We start from the raw sequence: 22928 nt of genomic DNA on the forward strand, positions 1-22928 counted from the left end.
GGGGCCGACGGCTTGGCAACCCTTGATGCAGGCGGCTCCCTCCGATCCACGACGCGCAAACGAGGCGGCGAGCGGCTTTACTTGCATTCACAAACCGTGTGCCGTTAGCGGCAAAATGCGAATTCGACCGAAGGAGATGAACTGTGCCCGTCGCCCCAAAGCAGACGCGGACTCAAAGTTCGAGTGCATCAGAAACTGCGGACTCACAATTCGTGGGTTCGGGACTCAGAATAGGTGACGAGAGACTGACTGATTTCGCTGGAAATTTCCGAGTGCTTGAAAATTCGGATGTGCGGAAACGCGCGTTCTAGCTTGGGGCGAGTTTTCTCAGATATTCTGAGTCTGCGCGGAAGTGCACCGAAGGTGGGCATCGGCGACGTCGCCCTTATCGGGTGGCATCACGATCGACGCCGAGTTCAAGATGAGACGGTCGAAGACGCAGCAGCGAGATGTCCTGCTCGACAGGGGTTTTCCGATGGTCGGTCGACTTCGAAGCCATGGCCGGGCCGTCGGCTGAACGTAGTTCCCAGGCCGCAGCGACGCTTCGCCTGACGCGAGAGCTCGCGTCTGGCGTTATTGCCGACGCTTCTTGGGCGCCAGCGGGGCGGTACGATCGTCAGAAATTCCGCATCCGCAGCCAAATCGAACGGTACGGCGCTCCCGGACGGAGGCACCGCCACACAGGGGTCCCTCTTGGCGGGGTCATGGCCCAGGGCCGCAGCGATGGCACTGCGTGCCGCCTGCGAACGTGGAACAGCAAACAAGAACGTCAGGGAACACGGTCCGTGCGAGACGCCTAAAAATTTAGCGATTTCATATATATAGTGGCTCAAAATTAAGTCTGTAGCACATCTTGCGCCGTGGAACCTAGCGCCATATCTCAAAAGGTGCGTCCATCCGATCTTCAATCGGGGGGCGGCCATGGACTGTATCTTCAATTATCTCAAGGAGATGGGAATGGCAGCTAAGACAATGCATTTCCGTGTCGGCAACGGTGACATGATGCTCATGGTGCTCGATTCGGGAAAGAGAATTCTCGTCGATATCGACATCCGCGCGGACGCCGACGATGAAGACACCGACACCCCCGACGTCGGCGGCCAACTCCGCAAGGAACTGGAAGATCTCGGACGGGATTCCAAGGGCCGGCTGTACGTCGACGCGTTCCTCCTGACCCATCCCGACCAGGACCATATCCGCGGGCTGAAGAACCATTTCCACTTGGGGCCGCCCGGCGACTGGTCGAAGTCAGCCGACAAGATCTTGATCCGCGAGCAATGGTCGTCGCCGATCGTGTTCCGTCGCGCATCGAAGGATCACACCCTCTGTGACGACGCCTGCGACTGGTCGGCCGAGGCTCGTCGCCGGGTCAAGAAGTTCCGGGAGGAGGGGACCCAAGTCGACGGAAACCGGATCCTGATCATGGGAGAGGACGTGGACGGCAAGACCGACGATATCGGCGCCATCGTCGTCAAGGTCGACTCGCTGTTCTCGACGATCGCAGGGGCGGGTGACGAATCTTTCGAAGCCCGGCTCCTAGCACCGCTGAAAGCCGATGACGAGGAAGAAGAGGCCCTAATCTCAAAGAACGACTCGAGCGTGATCCTCCGTGTCGACCTGAAGGTGTCGCAGGTTGTCAAGGCACGGTACCTGATCGGGGGCGATGCGGGGGTAGCGATTTGGGAGCGGCTTTGGGACCGCAACAAGAACCGAGCCTCTCGCCTCGAGTACGACGTGCTGATCGCGCCACACCACTGCTCTTGGCGGAGCCTGTCGTACGACAGTTGGTCCGAAAAGGGCGAGAAGGCAAAGGTCAACGAGGCGGCGCGCAGCGCGTTGGCCCAGGCGCGCGAGGGGGCGTTGATCATTTCCAGCAGCAAGCCCGTCGAAGACGACGAGGACGATCCACCGTGCATACGGGCCAAACGCGAATACCTTGAGATACTCGAGCAGCCGAACGGCGAGTTCAAGTGTGTGGCCGACGGGTCCGGCGACAAGCCGCTGGTCATCGAGATCGCGTCCTCGGGCACGAAGATCAAGCGCGCCGCGTTCGCTACCGCCCTCGGTCTCGGCACCGGCATCGGAAGCCAGCCCCTGGCGCACGGTAGTTCGGCCGACGACGAGGATTGAACGTGGCCTCGACGCCGAACACGATCGCGATCGCGCGTGCGTTACGATTGATCCGTGCGCACGACGCGGTAGCGAGCGTCGTCGTCGAGAGTGAATCCACCGGCGGCGTCCTCGCTACGGTCGAGGTCAAGACCGAACTGCCATCCGAATGGCGCGCTGCCGGCAAGAGCCCCTCCGGCGTTCGCAAGGTCGAGCCCGTCACCTTTCGGTTCGGGCCGCGGTACCCGGTGCAGCCTCCGGACATTCGCCTACGTGCCGATTTCGACCGCAGCCACCCCCATCTGCAACCTGGTTCTGCTGACGAGCTTCCCGAACCTTGTTTGTTCGCGGGCTCGCCGCGCGAGCTTCTGCGGTTGCGCGGGATCCTCGGCCTCGTCGAGCAACTGGCGGACTGGCTGGACAAAGCCGCGACACTCGACCTGATCGACGCGAAGCAAGGCTGGGAGCCAGTGCGACGCGATCACATCGAAGATGTCGTTGTCTCAGATGGAGCATGGCTTAAGAGCCTCGCCAGGACCGACGCCGGCTGTTCGGCATTCAAGGTTCGTTATTTGGCGCTGCAGGACGACGGCGCGGACACGTACTGGATCACGCTGCGCCGGTCGGAGCGCGTGGCCTTGGGACCGGACATATCCGACGAGTTCACCTTCAAGCAGATCGACGACGCGCGCACCGGCAGCGGCATCGCGCTGGTGGGGTGGTCAGGAAAGAAGCCCGACGGTTCGCCCTTTCTCGCCGACCGCTATGTGCCGGAGACGGTCGCGACCATGGACGATCTCCTCGATAGAGCGAAGCTTCTAGGATGTCGCGACCACCTCGAACCGATGCTTCTGCTGCTCCAAAAGCGCTTCCGCGAGTCGCGGATGAAGGTGGCGGTGCCGCTCGTTGTGGTGATGCTTGCGCGGCGGCCTTATCCGGTGATCGGCAGCCAATCCCTCTACGAACTGTGTCCCTATGTGGTCGAACTGCGCGGCAAGGACGATCTCTCCGGCCGCAGCCCGAAGATCGTGAGGCCAGCCATGCACCGCGAAGATATCTCTGACGCGCTGATGCGGCGCGCATCCGGCGAAGAGGAGGGCGGCAAACCAGCGCCATGGTCGCTGGTCGGATGCGGGAGCGTCGGGTCCAAGTTGGCCATGCACATGGCACGGGCAGGGCGCGGGCCCACATCGATCATCGACCGCGCCAACATGCTGCCGCACAACTACGCCCGGCACGCGGTCTATCCCGCCGGCATCACGAAGGACTTCGGCCTTCTCGGAGGCAAGGTCGCGCTCCTCAAGGACGCATTGGGCGAACTTGGCGTCGAACCGAAGGGCCATACGGTGGACGTCGCCAGTCACGTGGCATCTAAGCACTCCATCAAGACCCTGATCGACGAAGGCTGCTTCGCTTTCGTGAACACCACCGGCTCGGCTACCGTGCGCGAGACGCTGGGATCGCTTCCTCATTCCTCGGATCGGCCGCGAATCGTCGAGGCCTGCATGCTCGGTTCGGGCGACGCAGGCCTTATGACGGTCGAGGGAGCGTCCGCCAATCCCTCAACGACCGATATGATCTGCGAAGCCTACCTCGCGATCCACGGCCGGCCGGATCTGGCCGATCGCATATTCGGCACTGAGGCGTCCGAAGTGGCCGTGGGGCAGGGCTGTTCCGCACTGACGATGCCGCTGCGCGACTCCAAACTTTCTCTCTTCGCCGCGGCTTTCGCCGAAAGGTTTCATCGTTTGCAGCAAGAGGGACTGCCGAAGAGCGACGGCATGTTGCTGCTCGGCGGTCTCGGTCCGGACGGAATTAGCCAATCCTGGACCGAGCGCGCGATCGGACCACGCATCGTCTCGAAGGGCGCAGGATGCGAAATCCGCATCAGCCCTGACGTGGACCGTGTCATCGGCGAGGAGGTCGCGAAGCGACCGGGCTCGGAGACCGGCGGTATCCTTTTCGGCCGCTACTGCGACGTCACCGGACATTTCCACGTGGTCGGAACACTGCCGGCGCCGCCCGATAGCAAATTCTCGGCGGAAGAGTTCGTGCTGGGGACGAAAGGCCTGAAGCCGATGCTGCGGGGGCTCATCGAGGGGACGGGTGGGGCACTCTATCCGCTCGGAACCTGGCACAATCACCTGATCCCGAGCGGTCCATCTGCGAAAGACATGCGGACCGCCGCCCTGCTTTCCGGCCTGCAGTATTTCCCGCTTCTGATGCTGATCCATACGCCGTCCGGCTACTCGCACCTGACGGTCGAGACGATCTCCGACACCGGCGATCTCCTGCAATTCAGGTCAAAGGCCCGCACATGAAGAACCCGCTCGACGCGTATACGATGAAGGCGCGGCTCGTTCCGGCGATCATCGCCGGCGCTCCCGCCTTCGCCTTCGCCGCGATATTCGTGTCATGGGGCAAGATCGGGCTAACGCACGCCATCGCCGGCACCGCGCTCACCGTGCTGTTTGCCGCCTTCGCCGACGTCGCGCGCCGGCGCGGCAAAGCGATAGAACCCAAGCTCATCGAGCGGATGGGCGGACTACCGACGACGACCACGCTGCGGCATCGCGACGAGACCTACGACGCCGACGCGAAGGCGGGGTTCCACGCGTTCATCGCGGCGAAGCTCGCCAAACCGGCCCCGACCAAGGAGGAGGAAATCGCAGACCCGACTGCCGCCGACAACTACTATGCGCGAGGGGTGTCGTGGCTGCGAGAGAACACGCGCGATGCGAAGAAGTTCGAAATACTGCTCAACGAAAACATCAGCTACGGCTTTCGAAGAAATCTGCTCGGGCTGAAGCTGCCTGGCTTCATTCTCAATGCCGTGATCATCGCGACGTGCCTCGCGATCTTCTGGCATCGGTGGCCGATCGATCTGTCGAACGGATTCGATACGAAGCTTCTCGCTGTCGTCGTGATCGCAGTCCTGCATGCGCTCTATCTGGCGCTCTTTGTGACGGAAGCGGGGGTATTCGAGGCCGCCAGGACCTACGCCCGTCAACTCCTGCTCTGTACGCAATCACCTCACTTGGGCGGACAGCCTAAGCCGCCGGCGGCCGCTCGCAAGCCGCGCATGCCGAAGGCCGACGCAACTGGAAGTGTGGGTGACAGCGGAAGGAGGGCATCGTGAAGAGGCTCGTGATCTACCTGGACGGCACCTTCAACACGCTCAACAACAACACGAACGTTTGGCGGTTGAAGAGCCTGACGGCGGAGGCCGCCGACCAGCGCCTGTACTACTCGCAGGGCGTCGGCACCCTCCGGGGCGAAGCTGTCCGCGGCGGCGTTGCCGGCTACGGTATCGACGACGAGATCATCCATGCCTACACGTGGTTGATAGAGAACTTCGACGACGGCGACGAGATCTTCATCTTCGGCTTCAGCCGCGGCGCCTACACCGCCAGGTCACTGTCAGGACTAATCAGCAAGTGCGGAATCCTGCGGCTCGGCGCGCCGTTGTCCATAGAGCAGTTGTACGCCCGGTACCGCCTGTACGTTGCTCCGACCATCAGATCGCTCCTCGGAAAGCCTCTGGCTGCCGACGCTTCGATCGAGGAGAGGTGGCTCACGAAGTATTCGCAGCCAGCGAAAATCAGGTTCATCGGGGTCTGGGACACCGTCGGCTCGATGGGCATTCCCATCACAAGCGCGGAAGCCAAGGTCCACAAGTACCGCTTCCTCGACACACATCTTCGTCTCGACAACGAATATGCCTTTCATGCACTGGCACTCGACGAGCACCGCGCGGACTTCGACGCGACTTTCTGGACCCGGACCGTCAAGACTGGGGAGGCGGGGGCGCCAGAACGGCCGATCGGAAACGTTGAGCAACGGTGGTTCGTCGGTTGCCACGCGAACGTCGGCGGCGGTTACGCGAGCGATCCGCTGTCCCAACTTCCGCTGGTCTGGCTCATGGATAAGGCCGGAAAGCTGGGACTAGCCTATCGGGGTAAGGTCGAAATCGACGCAACCGAGAAGCTCTCAGCGATCAACGATTCCTACAGCGAGTTCGGGAAGGGGTTCTACCACTTCTTCTCAAAGCGGTTCTTTCGGCCAGTTGGAACCCCGCCGGAGACGGGCACTGCGGCGACGACGTCCCGGATCAATGAAACCATCGACGGCTCCGTATTCGACCGATGGCGCAGCGATGCCACATACCGCCCGGCAAATCTGGTCGCATGGGCCGAGGCGAAGAAGCTAGATCCTGCCAAGCTGGTCGGAGCTGTCATGGCGGCTCACCCAGGCGTCGCCGTAAGCTGACCCTGGCACGCCAGATCGCACGGTATTGTACCGTGCGATCTGGCGGACCGATCACGCCCCGCGGTTCGGTGCGTCGTAGGGGACGGACTCAGAATTGCCGAAAACAGACTCGGATTCGGAGAGAAGGTTCACCGCATCCAGGCATCCCGAGCCATATCGCCGATTCGCATAAGGTATATTATGGAATATATTTATATAGAATTGGATCAATAGCTTAGGCAAAACTCCTACTGCCGCGCCTTCGCTTTGGCGCCGTTTCCACGCCGTGCCTCGACCACTGTGCCAGGGCTTGACGGCTACTGTGCATGGGGTTGTTTTTCACATTTTGCATCCGGCCCATCTCGCCGAAAGCCGATATTGCCGCGACGATGTCCGGCTGCAATAAGCGAGGCTTCGCGAGATCGCAGATGACCTCATGGCCTTCCGTCCTTATAGGTTTGCGTCTCAGAACAACAACAAACCTTCCGAGGAAGCAGACCCATGAGCTTTTCCCGACGCACGCTTCTCAAGGCCTCCGCCGCGACCGCGGTCCTGGGCGGCCTCAGCGCGCCCCATGTGGCCCGCGCCCAGAGCGCCGAGTTCACCTACAAATACGCCAACAACCTGCCGGACACCCATCCGCTGAACGTGCGCGCCAAGGAGATGGCCGCGGCGATCAAGGCCGAGACAGGCGGCAAGTTCGACCTCCAGATCTTCCCGAACAACCAGCTCGGGTCGGACACCGACATGCTGAGCCAGATCCGCTCCGGCGGCGTCGAGTTCTTCACGCTGTCGGGCCTGATCCTGTCGACCCTGGTGCCGGCGGCGTCCATCAACGGCATCGGCTTCGCGTTCCCGGACTACGGCACGGTCTGGAAGGCCATGGACGGCGATCTCGGCGCCTTCGTCCGCGGCGAGATCAAGAAGGCCGGGCTCGAGGTCATGGACAAGATCTGGGACAACGGTTTCCGCCAGACCACGTCGTCGAGCAAGCCGATCAACGGGCCTGAGGATTTCAAGGGCTTCAAGATCCGCGTGCCGGTGTCGCCGCTGTGGACCTCGATGTTCAAGGCATTCGATGCGGCGCCCGCCTCGATCAATTTCGCCGAGGTCTATTCCGCGCTCCAGACCAGGATCGTCGAGGGCCAGGAGAACCCGCTGGCGATCATCTCGACCGCCAAGCTTTACGAGGTGCAGAAGTACTGTTCGCTGACCAACCACATGTGGGACGGCTTCTGGTTCCTCGCCAACCGCAAGGCCTGGAGCAGCCTTCCTGAGGACGTCCGCACGATCGTCGCCAAGAACATCAATGCGGCCGCCATCAAGGAGCGTGAGGATACCGCCAAGCTCAATGCCAATCTCCAGCAGGAGCTCGCGACCAAGGGCCTGACCTTCAACCAGCCCACCGTGGCGCCGTTCCGCGACAAGCTGCGCACGGCCGGCTTCTATTCCGAGTGGAAGGGCAAGTATGGCGACCAGGCCTGGGACTTGCTGGAAAAGGCCGTCGGCAAGCTGTCGTAACACGTTGGGGCCGACATGGCTCATATCGAGGTCGAGGTGACCGGAGTGGCGGGCGAGGCGGCGGTTCAGTCCCCTCGCCGACCTTCGCTGCTGGCCTCGCTGGAGCGCGCACTCGGCCTGCTCGTCGAAATCCCGGCGGCGACCCTGGTCGTCGCCGAGATCGCGATCCTGTTCGCCGGCGTGGTCGCACGCTACGGTGTGCACCGGCCGCTGATCTGGTCGGACGAACTCGCCTCGATCCTGTTCCTGTGGCTCGCCATGTTGGGCGCGGCGGTCGCGTTCCGCCGCTCCGAGCACATGCGCATGACCGCGGTCGTCGCCAGCGCAAAGCCCGCGATGCGGGCCTGGCTCGATCTGGTCGCGACCTGCGCGGCGCTGGCCTTCCTGGCCCTGATCGTCTGGCCGTCCTACGACTACGCCTACGAAGAGAGCTTCATCACCACGCCGGCGCTCCAGATCTCCAACATGTGGCGCGCCGCGGCGCTGCCGGCCGGCATCTGCCTGATGGCGGCGTTTGCGCTGTTGCGGCTGCTGCGCGCGGCCGATTACCGCATGGTGCTGACGGCGGTGATCTGCGTTGCCGTCGTCGTCGGCCTGTTCTGGCTGGCGCAGCCTTGTCTGCGGCCCCTCGGCAACCTCAACCTCGTCATCTTCTTCGTCGGCGTTGCCGGCTTCTGCGTCTTTGCCGGCGTTCCCATCGCCTTCGGCTTCGGCCTCGCGATCTTCGGCTATCTGGCGCTGACGACACGCACGCCGGTCATGGTGCTGGTCGGGCGGATGGACGAGGGCATGAGCCACCTCATCCTGCTCTCGGTGCCGCTGTTCGTGTTCCTGGGGCTGCTGATCGAAATGACCGGCATGGCGCGGGCCATGGTGGCGTTCCTGGCGAGCCTGCTCGGCCATGTCCGCGGCGGCCTGCACTACGTCCTCGTCGGCGCGATGTACCTCGTCTCCGGCATCTCCGGCGCCAAGGCTGCCGACATGGCGGCGGTCGCGCCCGTGCTGTTCCCCGAGATGAAGCAGCGCGGTGCCAAGCCCGGTGATCTCGTCGCGCTTCTTGCTGCGACCGGCGCCCAGACCGAGACCATTCCGCCGAGCCTGGTGCTGATCACGATCGGTTCCGTCACCGGCGTCTCGATCGCCGCGCTGTTCACCGGCGGCTTGCTGCCCGGCGTCGTGCTCGCGATCACGCTGTGCATGCTGGTGTGGTGGCGCTACCGCCACGAGGACATGAGCCATGTCCAACGCGCCAGCCCCAGCGAGGTCGGCAAGACCTTCATCATCGCCCTGCCCGCGCTCGCCCTGCCTTTCGTGATCCGCTACGCCGTCGTCGAGGGCATCGCCACCGCGACCGAAGTCTCCACCATCGGCATTGTCTATGGAGCCCTGGTCGGCCTCCTCGTCTACCGCCGCTTCGACTGGCGCCGGCTGTTTCCGATGCTGGTCGAAACCGCCGCCCTGTCGGGCGCGATCCTCCTGATCATCGGCACTGCGACCGGCATGGCCTGGGGCCTGACGCAATCCGGCTTCTCGCGGTCGCTGGCGTCCGCCATGACCGGGTTGCCCGGCGGAGCGGCGACCTTCATCGCCGTGTCGATCCTAGCCTTCACCATCCTCGGCAGCGTGCTGGAGGGCATTCCGGCGATCGTGCTGTTCGGGCCTCTGCTGTTTCCGATCGCCCGTGCCGTCGGCGTGCACGAGGTGCACTATGCGATGGTGATCATTTTGGCGATGGGTATCGGGCTATTCGCCCCGCCGTTCGGCGTCGGCTATTATGCCGCCTGCGCCATCGGACGCGTCGATCCGGCTGAAGGCATCAGGCCGATCTGGGGCTACCTGCTGGCGCTGCTGATGGGATTGATCGTCGTCGCCGTCTTTCCGTGGATCTCGATCGGATTCCTGTAGGCCGGCGCGTAAGGGAGGTGTCGATGAGCGAGCGGCAGAACCAGTACAATATCGGCCTCGACAAGACGCCCGCCAATTACGTGCCGCTCAGCCCGCTGAGCTTCCTCGCGCGCAGCGCCGCCGTCTATCCCGATCATGTCAGCACCGTCTATGAAGGCCGCAGCTTCACCTGGGCGCAGACCTACGAGCGCTGCAGGCGCTTTGCGTCCTGGCTCGCCGGCAGGGGCATCGGCGTCGGCGACACCGTCGCGGCGATGCTGCCGAACATTCCGGCGATGAACGAAGCGCATTTCGCCGTGCCCATGACGGGCGCCGTGCTCAACGCACTCAACATCCGCCTCGATGCGCCCTCGATCGCGTTCCAGCTGGATCATGGCGGGGCGAAAATCATCCTGGTCGATCCGGAATTTTCGGGCGTCATCACCGACGCGCTGGCGCGGATGAGCGGGCCAAAGCCGTTCGTGGTCGACGTCGACGACGCTGCCTTCAAGGGTGGCAGGCGCATCGGCGAGATCGAGTACGAGGCCGCCGTCGCGCAAGGCGATCCGGACTTCGCTGCGATCCCGCCGCGCGACGAATGGGACGCCATCGCGCTGAGCTACACCTCGGGCACGACGGGCAATCCCAAGGGCGTCGTCACCCATCATCGCGGCGCGTATCTGAACGCCGTCAGCAATATCCTTGCAGGCCAACTCGGCCAGCATCCGGTCTATCTCTGGACGCTGCCGATGTTCCACTGCAACGGCTGGTGCTTCCCCTGGACGATCGCGGCCGCCGCCGGCATCAATGTCTGCCTGCGCAAGGTCGAGCCGACCCGGATATTCGAGCTGATCAAGCAGCACGGCGTTACCCACATGTGCGGCGCGCCGATCGTCTACAACACGCTGATCAACGCGCCCGACGCGCCGAAGGGCAACGCCGCGCGCCGCGTCGTTGGCCTGATCGCCGGCGCCGCCCCTCCCGTCGCGGTGCTCGAAGGCGCCGAAAACATCGGCATCAAGCTGACGCACGTCTACGGCCTGACCGAGGTCTACGGCCCCGCCTCCGTCTGCGCCGAGCAGCCCGGCTGGGATGACCTGCCCGCCGCCGAGCGCGCCAGCATGAAGCGCCGGCAGGGCGTGCCCTACCCGCTCGAGGAAGGTGTCACCGTCATCGATCCGCAGACGATGAAACAAGTGCCGCGCGACGGCGAGACCATCGGCGAGGTCATGTTCCGCGGCAACATCGTGATGAAGGGCTATCTCAAGAACGAGAAGGCGACGAAGGAGGCCTTCGAGGGCGGCTGGTTTCACACCGGCGATCTCGGCGTGCTCGACGCGCACGGCTACATCATCATCAAGGATCGCTCCAAGGACATCATCATCTCCGGCGGCGAGAACATTTCCTCCGTCGAGGTCGAGGACATCCTCTACAAGCACCCGGCCGTGCTGTTCGCCGCCGTGGTCGCAAAGCCCGATCCGAAATGGGGCGAGGTGCCTTGTGCCTTCGTCGAACTGAAGGACGGTGCGAGTGCGAGCGAGGCCGACATCATCGCCTTCTGCCGCTCGCATATGAGCGGCTTCAAGACGCCGAAGGCCGTCGTGTTCGGGCCCATCCCGAAGACGTCCACGGGCAAGATCCAGAAATTCCTGCTGCGCAACGAAGTGGGATCGATGAAGGCAATCTCGACCTGAGCTTGTCTCTTTGGAAACATATGGAAACACAAATCGCATTTGCGCGCCGATCATGCGTCGCTCCGAAACCGAACGCGTAGGTTTGACGACGTCGGGACACGACAGGAAAAGTTTGGAAATCGTTAGAGACGCATTTACGATTCCGCCTCACCGGATTCGCTGATTCCAAATGATTCGTCGCGCGGGCTGCGCGGCCGACGGCGACCGGCGCGGTTGGGGCGCTTCATGCTGCGGTTGGTGTCGTGAGCACAGACGTGCGTGCGCGTCTGCTGCTATTCCTGACGGGACTGCTGCTGCCCAATGCAGCGGCCGCGCAGGCCACGCGCGAGTACGGCGCATTCGCCGCCTTGCCAGGATTTGCGGTCCAAGGGGTCTGGGTTCAAGGGTTCGGGGCTCAAGGGTTTGGAGCCGGCGGCCCAAGCGCCTCGGGCTATGGCTCCAATAATTTCGCGGGCGCTGGGTTTGGCGGCCCGCAGCCGTCGAGTTTCGCGGGCGCATGGTTCGGCAATGGCGGCGGTGGAGGCGGCATGCAGCCTGCCGAGCCACCGGGCGTCGCCGGCGGGGCACGCTTCGGCATGCGGCAAGCCTTTGGCGGCGGCTCAGAGGGTGCCTCGCAGAGCGAGGCCGCGCAGGCGACTTTCCTGGCGATGACGCAGTTCACGCAGACCCTGCTCGATCCCGCCATTGACGGGCGCGGCGTCGGCCCCGCCGGGCTCGACGCAGAGCTCGCGGCCTACGCCGATCCCGGAGCTGACCGGACGCATGGCGGCATCGGACGCGAAGTCTATGGAATGATCTACGGTAAACCTTCGCTCGCAGCCCCGCACTGGAGCGTCTGGGCTGCCGGCTTCGGCGGCTCGCAGGTGTCGACCGGTGGCAGCGGCGCGGCCAGCCGGAGTTTTGGGACCGTGGCCGGCGCGGATTATTCGCTCTCGCCGCAAACCCGGATAGGCTTTGCGCTTGCCGGCGGCGGCACCGGCTTCGCCAACAATTTTACAAGTGGCCGCTCCGACCTGTTCCAGGCCGGCGGCTTCGTCAGACATTCGGTTGGCCCGGCCTATGTCGCGAGCGCGCTGGGGTATGGCTGGCAGGCCATCACCGGCGATTATCAGGTGACGCCGGCCGGCACGGGTTCACTCAACGCCGCCGTCAACGCCTACGCCTATTCCGGCCGCCTCGAGAGCGGCTATCGCCTTGCCGTGCCCTGGGTCGGCATCACGCCCTATGCGGCGGCGCAAATCACCGCCTTCCGCCTGCCCGCCGATGCAACACAACCACCCTCCGCGGCCAATGCGTTCCCGGCAGCATCCGGCAATGACAGTTTCACCGATACCCGCACCGAACTCGGACTGCGCACGAGCGCATCCTTTGCGCTGTTCAGCAGCGTGATGAGCCTGCGCGGACGTCTTGCCTGGGCGCATGATTTCAGCGCGGGACAAGCAATGCCGGCGGCATTCCAGCCCCTGCCCGCTCAGAGATTTGTCACAGGCGGCACGGCATTGGCGCGGAACGCGGCGCTCACGGGCGTCGCAATCGAGCTGCGTGACCTCAACGGCTGGTCCGCCACCGCCAACTTCGACAGCGAGGTGTCGAGCGTGATGCGCTCCTATACCGGCAAGGCCGTGCTGCGCTACGCGTGGTGACCCGCCTCGTGATCGAGGAGAAGACTTCCGCCCACACGGAGGGCGGCGAGCGGAAGGCCTCTCGCTCCCTCACATCTTTTTGTAGGCGTCGACCAGCGCCTGACCATCGGCCCCTGCCTTCTTGAGCCAGTCGGTGGTGAGTTGCTCGCCGATCTTCTGGAAGCCGGCCTTGAGGGCCGGGGTCGGCGGCTCGACCGTCATGCCCTTCGCCTTGAGCTGATCGATGTACCAATTGGCCTTCTCTTCCCAGGCCTTCCAACCGCGGGTTTCCGCCGTCGCAGCCGCCTTGAGGATCGCCTCCTGGGTCGGCTTGTCGAGCGCCTCGAACGCAGCCTTGTTGACGAAAGTGTAGTCCTTCGGAATCCAGGCCTGCACGTCATAGAAATATTTCAGCGACTCCCAAGCCTTCGAATCGTAACCCGTGCCGCCTGACGACATGAAGGAATTCACCACGCCGGTCGCAAGCGCCTGCGGCAGCTCGGCAGCCTGGATCGTCACCGACTGGGCGCCGACCAATTCGCCGATGCGTGCTGTCCCAACGTTGTAGGCGCGCCACTTCAAGCCCTTCATGTCCTCGATCGTCGCGAGCGGCTTGTTGACATAGACGCCCTGCGGCGCCCACGGCACCACGAATAGGAGCTTGAGCCCCTGCGCCTCCAGCTTCTTCGTGATCAACGGCTTCGACGCCTGGTACAGCTTCATGGCGTCCGGGAAGCTGGTCGCCAGAAACGGCACGACGTCGACCCCGAACACCGGATCCTCGTTCTCGTGGATCGACAGCAACACTTCGCCCATCTGGGCCTGCCCGGTGACCACCGCGCGTTTGATATCGGGTGCCTTGAACAGCGAAGCGCCGGGATGAACCGTGATCTGGAGCTTTCCGGATGTGGCCGCTTCGACGTCCTTGGCGAAGGCCACTAGATTCTCGGAGTGCGGATTGTCGGCCGGATATGCCGCCGGCAGATTCCATTTGGTCTGAGCCAACGCGGGTGTCGCAGCCAGCACGGCGCCGGCGATCAAGGATGCGCGGAATAAACGAGACATCATCGGGCTTCTCCTCACAGTCAATCTGAAAAACGGGGACGCTCAGTCTGGGAAAGCGAGCTTGGGCAAGAACATCACGATCTGCGGATATTCCGTGATGATGAACACGGCGGCGAGCAGCAGGACGAAGAAAGGGAACGCCGCCCGAGCGACGGTGAGCGTATCGCGGCCGCTCATGTTCTGGAGCACGAAAAGATTGAATCCGACCGGCGGCGTGATCTGCGCCATCTCGACGTGGATGATGAGATAGACGCCGAACCAGACCAGGTCGAGACCGGCCTGCTTGACCATCGGCAGGACGATCACGGCGGTCAGGACGATCATCGATATGCCGTCGATCAGGCATCCCAGGATGATGTACATGATGCTCAGATACAGCGCCAGCATGCCGGGCGTCAGCTGTTGGCCCTGGACCCAGGTGGCGAGCGCTGCCGGAATTCCGGTATAGGCCATTGCAGCCGTGGTGTAGGCCGCGCCTGCCAGGATCAGCATGATCATGCAGGTCAGGCGCGTCGCACTCATGATGCTCTCGAGGAAATTCTTGCGCGTGAGCGTGCGGCTCCACCACGCCAGCAGCAAGGCGCCGCTGACGCCCCAGGCGGCGCATTCGGTCGCGGTCGCAAAGCCGAGCACGAGCGAGAGGAAGACCGCAAGGATCAGCAACAGGCAGGGCGCAAGCCTGGCCGACTCGCGCAGCTTCTGTCGGAACGGTATCGGCGGATCACGCGGCGGAATCTTCTTGGGGTTCAGCAGCGACCAGATGATGATGTAGCCGGAATAGAGCACCATCACGAGTACCCCCGGCAGGAAGCCGCCGAGGAACACCTGAAGCACGGACACATTCGCCGTCACGGCGTAGACGACCATCGGGATCGACGGCGGGATCAGCAGGCCGAGCGTGCCGGAGCCTGCGAGCGATCCGAGGCTGAGGCTCTTGTCGTAGCCGCGCTTGTCGAGCTCGGGCAGCGCGATCTTGCCGATCGTCGCGCAGGTTGCCGCCGAGGAGCCCGACACCGCAGCAAAGATGCCGCAGCCGATCACGTTGACATGAGTGAGCCGCCCGGGCAGCCACTGAACCCAGGGTGACAGCCCCCGGAACATTTCCTCCGACAATTTGGTGCGGAAGAGGATTTCGCCCATCCAGATGAACAGCGGCAGCGCAGCCAGCGTCCAGGACGAACTCGCGCTCCAGGTGGTGGTCGCAAGCACCGAGCCGAGCGGTAGGCTCGTGGTCAGCGCCATCGCCACGAATCCGACGAGCCCGAGCGAAACCGCGATCCAGACGCCGCTTCCCAGCAGCAGGATCATGACGCCGAGCAGAATGAACGACAGTTCGATCATGCCGAGATTGGCCATGGTCAACCTCCGCCGCCCTGCGATATCCGCTCGATGAACTCGTCCGGGGTCTCGTCCGGAGAGCCCTTCTCGTAGCTCGGCCGGTTGCCGCTGACGACATTGACCATTTCATCGATCAACCCGATCGACAGGATCGCAAGACCGCCGGCAAAGCCGAGCTGGGGAATCCACAGCGGAAGCGCAACGACACCCTGCGCCACGTCGTTGAAGCGCCAGGAGTCGTAAGTCATCTGCACGGCGTGCCGGGTGAAATAGAGGATGAAGGCAGTGGCGATACCGAGCGCCACGCTCTCCGCCACCTGCTTGGTCCGCCCGTGCAGACGCTCCAGCAGCAGGCCGACGCGGATCATCTCGCCACGCTTGAAAGTGTGAGCGAGGCCGAGAAACGCCATCGCGGCCATGCACCAGGACGCGAAATCATCGCCCGCGGGAATGTTGATCGCGAATTGGCGCCCGACCGACATGATCATCATGATCGCGAAGATTGCAACCATGAAGGCGCCGGCGGCGTAGCCCGCACCGAGATAAAGGAGATCCAGGGCGCGTCGCACCGGTCCCCTCGTCGCTACATCGTCCCCTGCCAACGCAATCCCCATCTCGCACGAAGCGTTCAACGGCGCCGGCGATCGCGCAGGAGGCGCCACCCGTTCCGCTTGAATATCGCCCCTGCCTGGCGCCCTGTCTTTCAGACGTTAGATCAACATGATGGGCCGTGCGCAAGCAAGGAGTATGCCGGTCAATACAGGAATTTCTACTGCAGGTTCAGCGCGTTTCCAGCCGCAGCCCGTCATAGGCCGGCACCACCCCCGCGGGCAGCGACTGGCGGATCACCTCGTAATCCACGTCGGCGGTCATGTTGGTGATGACCGCGCGCTTCGGCTTGAAGCGGTCGATCCAGGACAACGCGTCGTTGATGCTGAAATGGCTGACATGGCCGGTGTAGCGCAGCCCGTCGACGATCCAGAGGTCCAGATTTTCCAATGCGCCCCAGCTCTCGCGCGGGATGTCGTTGAGGTCGGGCGTGTAGGCGGCATCCCCGATGCGATAGCCAAGCGCGGGAATGTTGCCGTGCTGCACCAGGAAGGCCGTCATCGTCACCGCACCGCCCTTCCCCAGGATGGTCTGGTTTCCACCGGCCTCGATCGAATGCCGCGTCAGGATCGGCGGATAGTCGCTGCCCTCCGGCGAGATGAAGCAATAGGAAAACCGCGCCATGATGTCCTTGGCGGTCGACTGGTTGAAATAGGTCGGGATGCGCCGGCGCATGTGCATCACGACCGAGCGCAGATCGTCCATGCCGTGGGTCTGGTCGGCATGCTCGTGGGTCAGAAATACCGCGTCGATATGGTCGACGTCGGTCGAGAGCAATTGCTCGCGCAAGTCCGGCGAGGTGTCGATCACGATGCGCGTCGTGCCATGCTCGGAGGTCCGTTCGACCAGCAGCGAGCAGCGCCGTCGGCGGTTCTTTGGATTGCTCGGATCGCAGGCGCCCCAGCCGAGCGCAGGGCGCGGCACGCCGGCGGAGGAACCGCAGCCCAGGATCGTCAGCGTCAGCGTCATGCGGCTCCCAGTCCTAAGTTTTCACCCTGGAGAACAGGCGGAAGAAATTGTCGGTGGTCTGCCGTGAGATGTCCTCGAGCGACACGCCGCGGGCCTCAGCCAGAACTTTTGCCACCTCGACCACATAGGCCGGCTCGTTGCGTTTGCCCCGAAACTTGCCTGGTGCAAGATAGGGCGAGTCCGTTTCAACCAGAATACGGTCGGACGGCAATTCAGCCGCCAGTGCGCGCAGAGCTTCGGATTTCTTGAAGGTCAGGATGCCCGTGAAACCGATATACAGCCCGAGCGACACCGCCTTTAGCGCCAGCTCGCGCCCGCCGGTGTAACAATGCAGCACGGCGCGAAACGATCCCTTTGCGGCCTCCTCCTCCAGGATGCGGCCGCAATCCTCGTCCGCCTCGCGGGTGTGGATCACCAGCGGCAGGCCGGTGGCGCGAGCGGCGGCGATGTGAACGCGAAAGCCCCGCGCCTGCGCCTCCGGCGAGCCGTCGTCGTAGAAATAGTCAAGCCCGGCTTCGCCGAGCGCGACGACCTTGGGATGCTGCGTCAACGCAATCAGTTCGTCCGGCGAGATTCCGTCTTCCTCGTCCGCGTTGTGCGGATGGGTGCCGACCGAGCAGTAGACGTCATCGTAACGCTCGGCGATGGCGAGAAGCTGATCGAGCTTTCGCACCCGCGTCGAGATCGTGACCATCCGGCCGATTCCGGCCGCTCGCGCGCGCGATACGATCCCGTCGAGATCGTCCGCAAAGTCCGGAAAATCCAAATGGCAGTGACTGTCGACCAACATCAAACCAACGCCCTAGGCTGCCGGCTCGATGTAGCGCGGGAAGGCCGGCGTCGGCGCCGGCAGTGTCGAACCCGGCGCGATGCGCCTGGCGCCGCCGAGCGTCGCGAAATTGCGCTCGCCGACGGGGACGCCGAGGCTGTCGAGCAGCAATCCCGAGGCGGTCGGCATCGCCGGCTGAGCCAGGATCGCGATCTGGCGCACGACCTCAGCGGTGACATAGAGCACCGTCCTCTGCCTGGCCGGATCGGTCTTGGCCAGCGCCCACGGCGCCTCGCCCGCGAAATAGCGGTTGGCCTCCGCGACCACGGCCCAGACGGCGTTGAGCCAATGATGGATCTGCTGCGTCGCCATCGCCTCGCGGCTTGCCGCGATCATGCCGTCGGCCATCGCCAGGATGGCCTTGTCGTTGTCGCTGAACTCGCCGGGCTCGGGCAGCACGCCGCCGAGTTGCTTGGCGACCATCGACAGCGAGCGCTGTGCGAGGTTGCCGAGATCATTGGCGAGATCGGCATTGATGCGCGCGACGATGGCTTCGTGGTTGTAGTTGCCGTCCTGGCCGAACGGCACCTCGCGCAGGAAGAAATAGCGCATCTGGTCGACGCCGTACTGGTCGGCAAGGTTGAAGGGATCGACGACGTTGCCGACCGACTTCGACATCTTCTCACCCCTGTTGAACAGGAAGCCGTGGGCATAGACCCGCTTCTGCACGGGGATGCCGGCCGACATCAGGAACGCCGGCCAGTACACCGCATGGAAGCGGATGATGTCCTTCCCGATGATGTGCACGTCGGCCGGCCAATAACGCCAGTTGTTGTCGCTCTCGTCGGGAAAGCCGACGCCGGTGATGTAGTTGGTCAGTGCGTCGACCCAGACATACATCACGTGCTCTTCGTCACCGGGCACCTTGACGCCCCAGTCGAACGTCGTGCGTGAGATCGAGAGATCGCGCAAGCCGCCTCTCACGAAGCTCACCACCTCGTTCTTGCGCGAGTCCGGGCCGATGAAATCGGGCTGCGTCTCGTAAAGCTTGAGCAACTTGTCCTGATAGGCCGAGAGGCGGAAGAAATAGCTCTTCTCCTCGACCCATTCGACCGGAGTGCCCTGCGGTCCGAGGCGCACGCCGTCGTCGTTCAGGCGCGTCTCGTCCTCGGCGTAATAGGCTTCGTCTCGCACCGAATACCAGCCTGCATAGGTATCGGCATAGATGTCGCCGTTCGCTTCCATGCGCCGCCAGATTTCCTGGCTCGAGCGGTGGTGCTGCTCTTCGGTGGTACGGATGAAACGGTCGAACGACACGTTCAGCCGCTCATCCATCGCCTTGAAGCGGGCCGCGTTGCGGGCCGCTAGCGCGGACGGGGTCAGGCCCTCGTTCTGCGCGGTCTGAATCATCTTCAAGCCGTGCTCGTCGGTCCCGGTCAGGAAGAACACGTCCTTGCCGTCGAGCCTTGCAAATCGGGCCAGCGTGTCGGTGGCGATCGCCTCGTAGGCGTGGCCGATATGCGGGTTGCCGTTGGGATAGGCGATCGCGGTCGTGATGTAGAAGACGTTGTCGCGCGCGGGAGCGATCACGGGCGCGGTGGCTTGCGGCACCGCGACGGGCTTCGGCGCGCGCGGCGCTTTTGGTTTCGATACCTTGGGCTTCACGGCCTTCGGCGGCGTGGCGACGGGAGCCGGCGTGGCGATCACGGCAGGCGCGGTCACCCTCGCCTTCCTGGCCGCTTGCTTCGCCGCTTTCTTGGCGACGACCTGCTTCTTCGCAGCCTTCTTGCCGGCTTTCTTTGCCCTCTTCGCAGCGCTCTTCTTCACGCTCTTCTTGGCGACCTTCTTGGTCTTCTTGGACGCGCGCGCCGTCACGGCCTTTTTCGCGGCTTTCTTCACGGCTTTCTTGGCAGCCTTCTTGCTGCTTTTGCCTTTGGCGGTTTTCTTAGTTCGCGTGGCCACGACGAATTCCTTTACCGGCTTCTCGAAATCTGGAAACGAACCTGCGTTAGGTTATTGTTCTGAGCATGATCCTCTCGGAAAACCGCTGCACACTTTTCCGGATCATGCTCTAGCGCGTTGCGTCCGCCAGCCAGCCGAACACCGAGAAAACCAAGGGCTTTCGCTCCAGATTGTAGGTTTCGGTGTCGCGCGCGGCGCGGACGATCTTTTCCCATACCTCAGCTAGGCGCGCAAGGCGCGGCAGGTTCTGGTTCGCATTGGCCTCGTCCGCATGCAGGCGTTCGGCGATCCAGCGGTCGATGCCGTCGATGAAGGCGGCGAGCGCGACGCGGTCGCTGGTGCCAAGCGAATCGCCGAGCGTGTGCAATTCGCGCGGATCGACCTGCGGCAGCCGCGCCAGCAGAGCCACCGTGCGCTGCTGGAGCTTCAGGGCATCGCCGCCGAGCAACGTCAGCGTCCGCGCGACGCTGCCCTCGGAGGCCTCCGCCGCCTCGCGCAGCGCGGGATCGTTCGGATCGAGTTCGGCGGCTGCGGCGGCTGCAGCAATCACGTCCTCGGTTGCGAGCGCGCGCAGGCGCAGCTTGCGGCAACGCGACTGGATCGTTGCGAGCACGCGTGCAGGCGCATGGCTCACCAAAAGGAACAGCGATTGCTGCGGCGGTTCCTCGAGAATCTTCAGCAGCGCGTTGGCGGCATTCGGATTGAGCTCGTCGACGGTGTCGACGATGCAGACGCGCCATCCTTCGGCGGCGGCCGTCGAGCCGAAGAAGCCGATCGTCTCGCGGGTCTCGTCCACGGTGATCACGGTGCGCATCACGCCGCGGTCGTTGGCGGTGCGCTCCAGCGTCAGCAGGCCGCCATGCGAGCTCGCCGCAACCTGCCGCGCCGCGGCGTGACCAGGATCGATCGCGAGGTCCTCGGCGCGCTGCACCGAAGGCGCCAGCGGCTGGCCGTGAGCGAGCACGAAGCGCGCCATGCGGTAGGCCAGCGTCGCCTTGCCTATGCCTTGCGGGCCGCCGATCAGCCAGGCATGCGGGATGCGCCCGCTGCGATACGCCGCCAGCAGCGCAGTTTCGGCCTCGCGATGGCCGAACAGGCGGCTCGTCTCGCGCGGATGAGGAATGGCGGTTTCGCGCTCGGTCTGACGCGGGCTCATGCCGACACCACCGATGCCGGCGTTGGAAGCAGGCGATCGCGCAGCGCCGCCCAGACACGTCCGGCGACCGTATCGGGATCGGAATTTGCATCGATCAGCACGCAGCGCCCGGGATCGTCCGCCGCGATCTGGCGATAGGCCTCGCGCAGGCCCTGATGGAAGCCGAGCTTCTCGGCCTCGAACCTGTCTGGCGTGCCGCTGCCGCGGCGTGCAGCCGCGCGCTGCAAGCCGATCTCGACCGGCAGGTCGAGGATGATGGTGAGGTCCGGCTTGAGATCGCCGATCGTGACACGCTGCATCGCGTTGATTAGCCCGGCCGGCACGCGGCCGAGGCTGCCCTGATAGGCCCGCGTCGAGTCGGCGAAGCGGTCGCACAGCACCCAGGAACCCTGGTTGAGCGCGGGCTGGATCACGGTGCGGACATGGTCGTCGCGGGCGGCCGCGAACAGCAGCGTCTCGGCCTCGGGTCCCAGCAGCTTGCCCATGCCCGACAGCACCAGATGGCGCATGATCTCGGCACCCGGCGAGCCGCCCGGCTCGCGCGTGACGAGAATGCGCATCCTTGCCGCCTTCAGGCGGTCGGCAAGCTTCTTGATCTGGGTCGACTTGCCCGTCCCCTCGCCGCCTTCAAAGGTGACGAAGCGCCCGCGTCCGGACGGCCACTTTACCGCGCTTTCACTCATGATCAGAGCTTCTCGGCGCCCGCGCGGAACATGCCGATGACGAGCTCGCTGGCGCCGTCGATTGCACGCCGCACGGTCGAGCCGGTGCCGATCGCCTCCGCGGCATAGACCGGTGTCTCCACCGCGATGTTGCCGCTGCGCCAGACCCTGACCACGCCGACCTGCTGGCCGGGCGCGACGGGCGCTCGCACCGGACCGCGATACACGACCCGCGCGATCAGCTTGTCGCTGCCGTTCTTGTGCACCATCACCTTCACCGGCGTCTTGGCGACCAGCTTCACCGAGCGGCTCTCGCCACCGAACACCTTGGCGTAGCCGACGGGCTGGTCGGCCGCGATCAGCGTGCGGGTCTCGAAATTGCGAAAGCCCCATTCCAGCATCTTCTTGGCTTCGGTGGCGCGGTCCTCGGGGTCTTCAAGCCCGTTGACGACGACGATCAGCCGCGTGCCGTTCTGCACCGCCGAGCCGACCATGCCGTAGCCGCCTTCCTTGGTGTAGCCGGTCTTCAGACCGTCGGCGCCTTCCATCGAATTGAGCAGCGGATTGCGGTTGGGCTGGCGGATCTTGTTCCAGGTGTACTCCTTCTCGCCAAAGAGCTTATAGAATTCCGGGAAGTCTAGAATGATGTGCCGGGCGAGGATGCCGAGCTCGCGCACCGTCATCTTGTTGCCGGGATCGGGCAAGCCATTGGAATTGCCGAAGGTCGACCTGGTCATGCCGAGCTCGCGGGCGCGCTTGGTCATGAAGTCGGCGGCGAAGATGCGCTCATTGCCGGCAATGCCTTCGGCCAGCGCGATGCAGGCGTCATTGCCGCTCTGGATGATCGCACCGTGCAGGAGGTCGTCGACCGAAACCTTGCTGTTGATGGCGGCGAACATGGTCGAGCCGCCCGACGGCGCGCCACCCTTGCGCCACGCGTTCTCGCTGATCCGGTATTCGTCGGTCAGCTTCATGTTGCCCTGCTTGATGGCATTGAAGACGACCTCCGCCGTCATCAGCTTCATCATGCTGGAGGGCGCACGCAGTTCGTCGGCGTTCTTCTCGAACAGCACGCTGCCGCTGGAGGCCTCGATCAGGATCGCGGTCGGGGCATCGCCGTCGAAGCCGGAATCTTCGGCCTTCTTGGCTCCCTGGACGCTCTGGTTGGCGGCATAGAGGGCTCCGCCCCAGCCGACGCTCGCCACCAAGACCGCAGCGATCAGCCCGCGCGCCAGCGCTCCGGCGGTGAACCGGGTGCGAGGAAGCGAAGAAAGACGAAATGCCATGGCCAAGCCCTGAGAGCGGCGTTCTAACAGTTGG

At 64.0% G+C, this 22928-nt stretch carries 17 protein-coding genes; 8 read left to right on the forward strand and 9 right to left on the reverse strand.

The window, feature by feature from the left end:
• Positions 1 to 957 precede the first annotated feature (957 nt).
• From OC450_RS14810 to OC450_RS14845, 8 genes are all read left to right on the forward strand, one after another.
• Positions 958 to 2130, forward strand: coding sequence for a metallohydrolase (locus OC450_RS14810; RefSeq protein ID WP_262048158.1), 1173 nt, complete (start codon positions 958 to 960; stop codon positions 2128 to 2130).
• Positions 2131 to 2132: 2 nt separating this feature from the next.
• Positions 2133 to 4430 (forward strand): thiamine biosynthesis protein ThiF, encoded by a 2298-nt coding sequence (locus OC450_RS14815; RefSeq protein WP_262048159.1) that lies wholly within the window; start codon positions 2133 to 2135, stop codon positions 4428 to 4430.
• Positions 4427 to 5248: a hypothetical protein gene (locus tag OC450_RS14820; protein ID WP_262048160.1), complete on the forward strand. Its 822-nt coding sequence runs from the start codon at positions 4427 to 4429 to the stop codon at positions 5246 to 5248. The genes OC450_RS14815 and OC450_RS14820 overlap by 4 nt, the downstream gene beginning before the upstream one ends.
• Positions 5245 to 6378, forward strand: coding sequence for a DUF2235 domain-containing protein (locus OC450_RS14825; protein WP_262048161.1), 1134 nt, complete (start codon positions 5245 to 5247; stop codon positions 6376 to 6378). Before OC450_RS14820 ends, OC450_RS14825 begins: the two co-directional genes overlap by 4 nt.
• Before the next feature lie 480 nt (positions 6379 to 6858).
• Positions 6859 to 7878, forward strand: coding sequence for a TRAP transporter substrate-binding protein (locus tag OC450_RS14830; RefSeq protein ID WP_211386473.1), 1020 nt, complete (start codon positions 6859 to 6861; stop codon positions 7876 to 7878).
• A gap of 15 nt (positions 7879 to 7893) precedes the next feature.
• Positions 7894 to 9783: a TRAP transporter large permease subunit gene (locus OC450_RS14835; protein ID WP_262048162.1), complete on the forward strand. Its 1890-nt coding sequence runs from the start codon at positions 7894 to 7896 to the stop codon at positions 9781 to 9783.
• Between the two features lie 23 nt (positions 9784 to 9806).
• Positions 9807 to 11456: an acyl-CoA synthetase gene (locus tag OC450_RS14840; protein WP_211386471.1), complete on the forward strand. Its 1650-nt coding sequence runs from the start codon at positions 9807 to 9809 to the stop codon at positions 11454 to 11456.
• 242 nt (positions 11457 to 11698) lie between these two features.
• Positions 11699 to 13099: an autotransporter outer membrane beta-barrel domain-containing protein gene (locus tag OC450_RS14845; protein ID WP_262048163.1), complete on the forward strand. Its 1401-nt coding sequence runs from the start codon at positions 11699 to 11701 to the stop codon at positions 13097 to 13099.
• A gap of 69 nt (positions 13100 to 13168) precedes the next feature.
• Here the strand turns inward: OC450_RS14845 and OC450_RS14850 are convergent, their stop codons facing one another.
• From OC450_RS14850 to OC450_RS14890, 9 genes are all read right to left on the reverse strand, one after another.
• A complete protein-coding gene (locus tag OC450_RS14850) occupies positions 13169 to 14146 on the reverse strand; it encodes a TRAP transporter substrate-binding protein (RefSeq protein ID WP_211386469.1) in 978 nt (325 codons plus the stop codon).
• Between the two features lie 39 nt (positions 14147 to 14185).
• Complete coding sequence (locus tag OC450_RS14855; RefSeq protein WP_262048164.1) at positions 14186 to 15499, reverse strand: TRAP transporter large permease; 1314 nt, start codon at positions 15497 to 15499, stop codon at positions 14186 to 14188.
• Positions 15500 to 15501: 2 nt separating this feature from the next.
• The gene (locus OC450_RS14860) at positions 15502 to 16095 is read right to left on the reverse strand and encodes a TRAP transporter small permease (protein ID WP_211386467.1); all 594 of its coding nucleotides are present in this window, start codon (positions 16093 to 16095) and stop codon (positions 15502 to 15504) included.
• A 166-nt stretch (positions 16096 to 16261) separates the two neighbouring features.
• Complete coding sequence (locus tag OC450_RS14865; RefSeq protein ID WP_211386466.1) at positions 16262 to 17059, reverse strand: MBL fold metallo-hydrolase; 798 nt, start codon at positions 17057 to 17059, stop codon at positions 16262 to 16264.
• A gap of 13 nt (positions 17060 to 17072) precedes the next feature.
• Positions 17073 to 17849 (reverse strand): TatD family hydrolase, encoded by a 777-nt coding sequence (locus OC450_RS14870; RefSeq protein WP_211386465.1) that lies wholly within the window; start codon positions 17847 to 17849, stop codon positions 17073 to 17075.
• 12 nt (positions 17850 to 17861) lie between these two features.
• Complete coding sequence (gene metG, locus OC450_RS14875) at positions 17862 to 19790, reverse strand: methionine--tRNA ligase (protein ID WP_211386464.1); 1929 nt, start codon at positions 19788 to 19790, stop codon at positions 17862 to 17864.
• A gap of 109 nt (positions 19791 to 19899) precedes the next feature.
• The gene (locus OC450_RS14880) at positions 19900 to 20946 is read right to left on the reverse strand and encodes a DNA polymerase III subunit delta' (RefSeq protein ID WP_262048165.1); all 1047 of its coding nucleotides are present in this window, start codon (positions 20944 to 20946) and stop codon (positions 19900 to 19902) included.
• Positions 20943 to 21629, reverse strand: coding sequence for a dTMP kinase (tmk, locus tag OC450_RS14885; protein ID WP_211386462.1), 687 nt, complete (start codon positions 21627 to 21629; stop codon positions 20943 to 20945). Before tmk ends, OC450_RS14880 begins: the two co-directional genes overlap by 4 nt.
• 2 nt (positions 21630 to 21631) lie before the next feature.
• On the reverse strand, positions 21632 to 22894 hold the full coding sequence (locus tag OC450_RS14890) for a D-alanyl-D-alanine carboxypeptidase family protein (RefSeq protein ID WP_256806674.1): 1263 nt from the start codon (positions 22892 to 22894) through the stop codon (positions 21632 to 21634).
• Between the last annotated feature and the right edge of the window lie 34 nt (positions 22895 to 22928).

This window comes from Bradyrhizobium sp. Bra78 (assembly GCF_024519855.1).
Lineage (GTDB): Bacteria > Pseudomonadota > Alphaproteobacteria > Rhizobiales > Xanthobacteraceae > Bradyrhizobium > Bradyrhizobium japonicum_G.

Coding starts and splice junctions, on each gene's coding strand:
- OC450_RS14840 (WP_211386471.1), top strand. CDS start 9,807: ATGAGCGAGCGGCAGAACCAGTACAATATCGGCCTCGACAAGACGCCC.
- OC450_RS14865 (WP_211386466.1), bottom strand. CDS start 17,059: ATGACGCTGACGCTGACGATCCTGGGCTGCGGTTCCTCCGCCGGCGTG.
- OC450_RS14820 (WP_262048160.1), top strand. CDS start 4,427: ATGAAGAACCCGCTCGACGCGTATACGATGAAGGCGCGGCTCGTTCCG.
- OC450_RS14830 (WP_211386473.1), top strand. CDS start 6,859: ATGAGCTTTTCCCGACGCACGCTTCTCAAGGCCTCCGCCGCGACCGCG.
- OC450_RS14870 (WP_211386465.1), bottom strand. CDS start 17,849: ATGTTGGTCGACAGTCACTGCCATTTGGATTTTCCGGACTTTGCGGAC.
- OC450_RS14850 (WP_211386469.1), bottom strand. CDS start 14,146: ATGATGTCTCGTTTATTCCGCGCATCCTTGATCGCCGGCGCCGTGCTG.
- OC450_RS14810 (WP_262048158.1), top strand. CDS start 958: ATGGCAGCTAAGACAATGCATTTCCGTGTCGGCAACGGTGACATGATG.
- OC450_RS14855 (WP_262048164.1), bottom strand. CDS start 15,499: ATGGCCAATCTCGGCATGATCGAACTGTCGTTCATTCTGCTCGGCGTC.
- tmk (WP_211386462.1), bottom strand. CDS start 21,629: ATGAGTGAAAGCGCGGTAAAGTGGCCGTCCGGACGCGGGCGCTTCGTC.
- OC450_RS14860 (WP_211386467.1), bottom strand. CDS start 16,095: ATGGGGATTGCGTTGGCAGGGGACGATGTAGCGACGAGGGGACCGGTG.
- OC450_RS14835 (WP_262048162.1), top strand. CDS start 7,894: ATGGCTCATATCGAGGTCGAGGTGACCGGAGTGGCGGGCGAGGCGGCG.
- OC450_RS14880 (WP_262048165.1), bottom strand. CDS start 20,946: ATGAGCCCGCGTCAGACCGAGCGCGAAACCGCCATTCCTCATCCGCGC.
- OC450_RS14890 (WP_256806674.1), bottom strand. CDS start 22,894: ATGGCATTTCGTCTTTCTTCGCTTCCTCGCACCCGGTTCACCGCCGGA.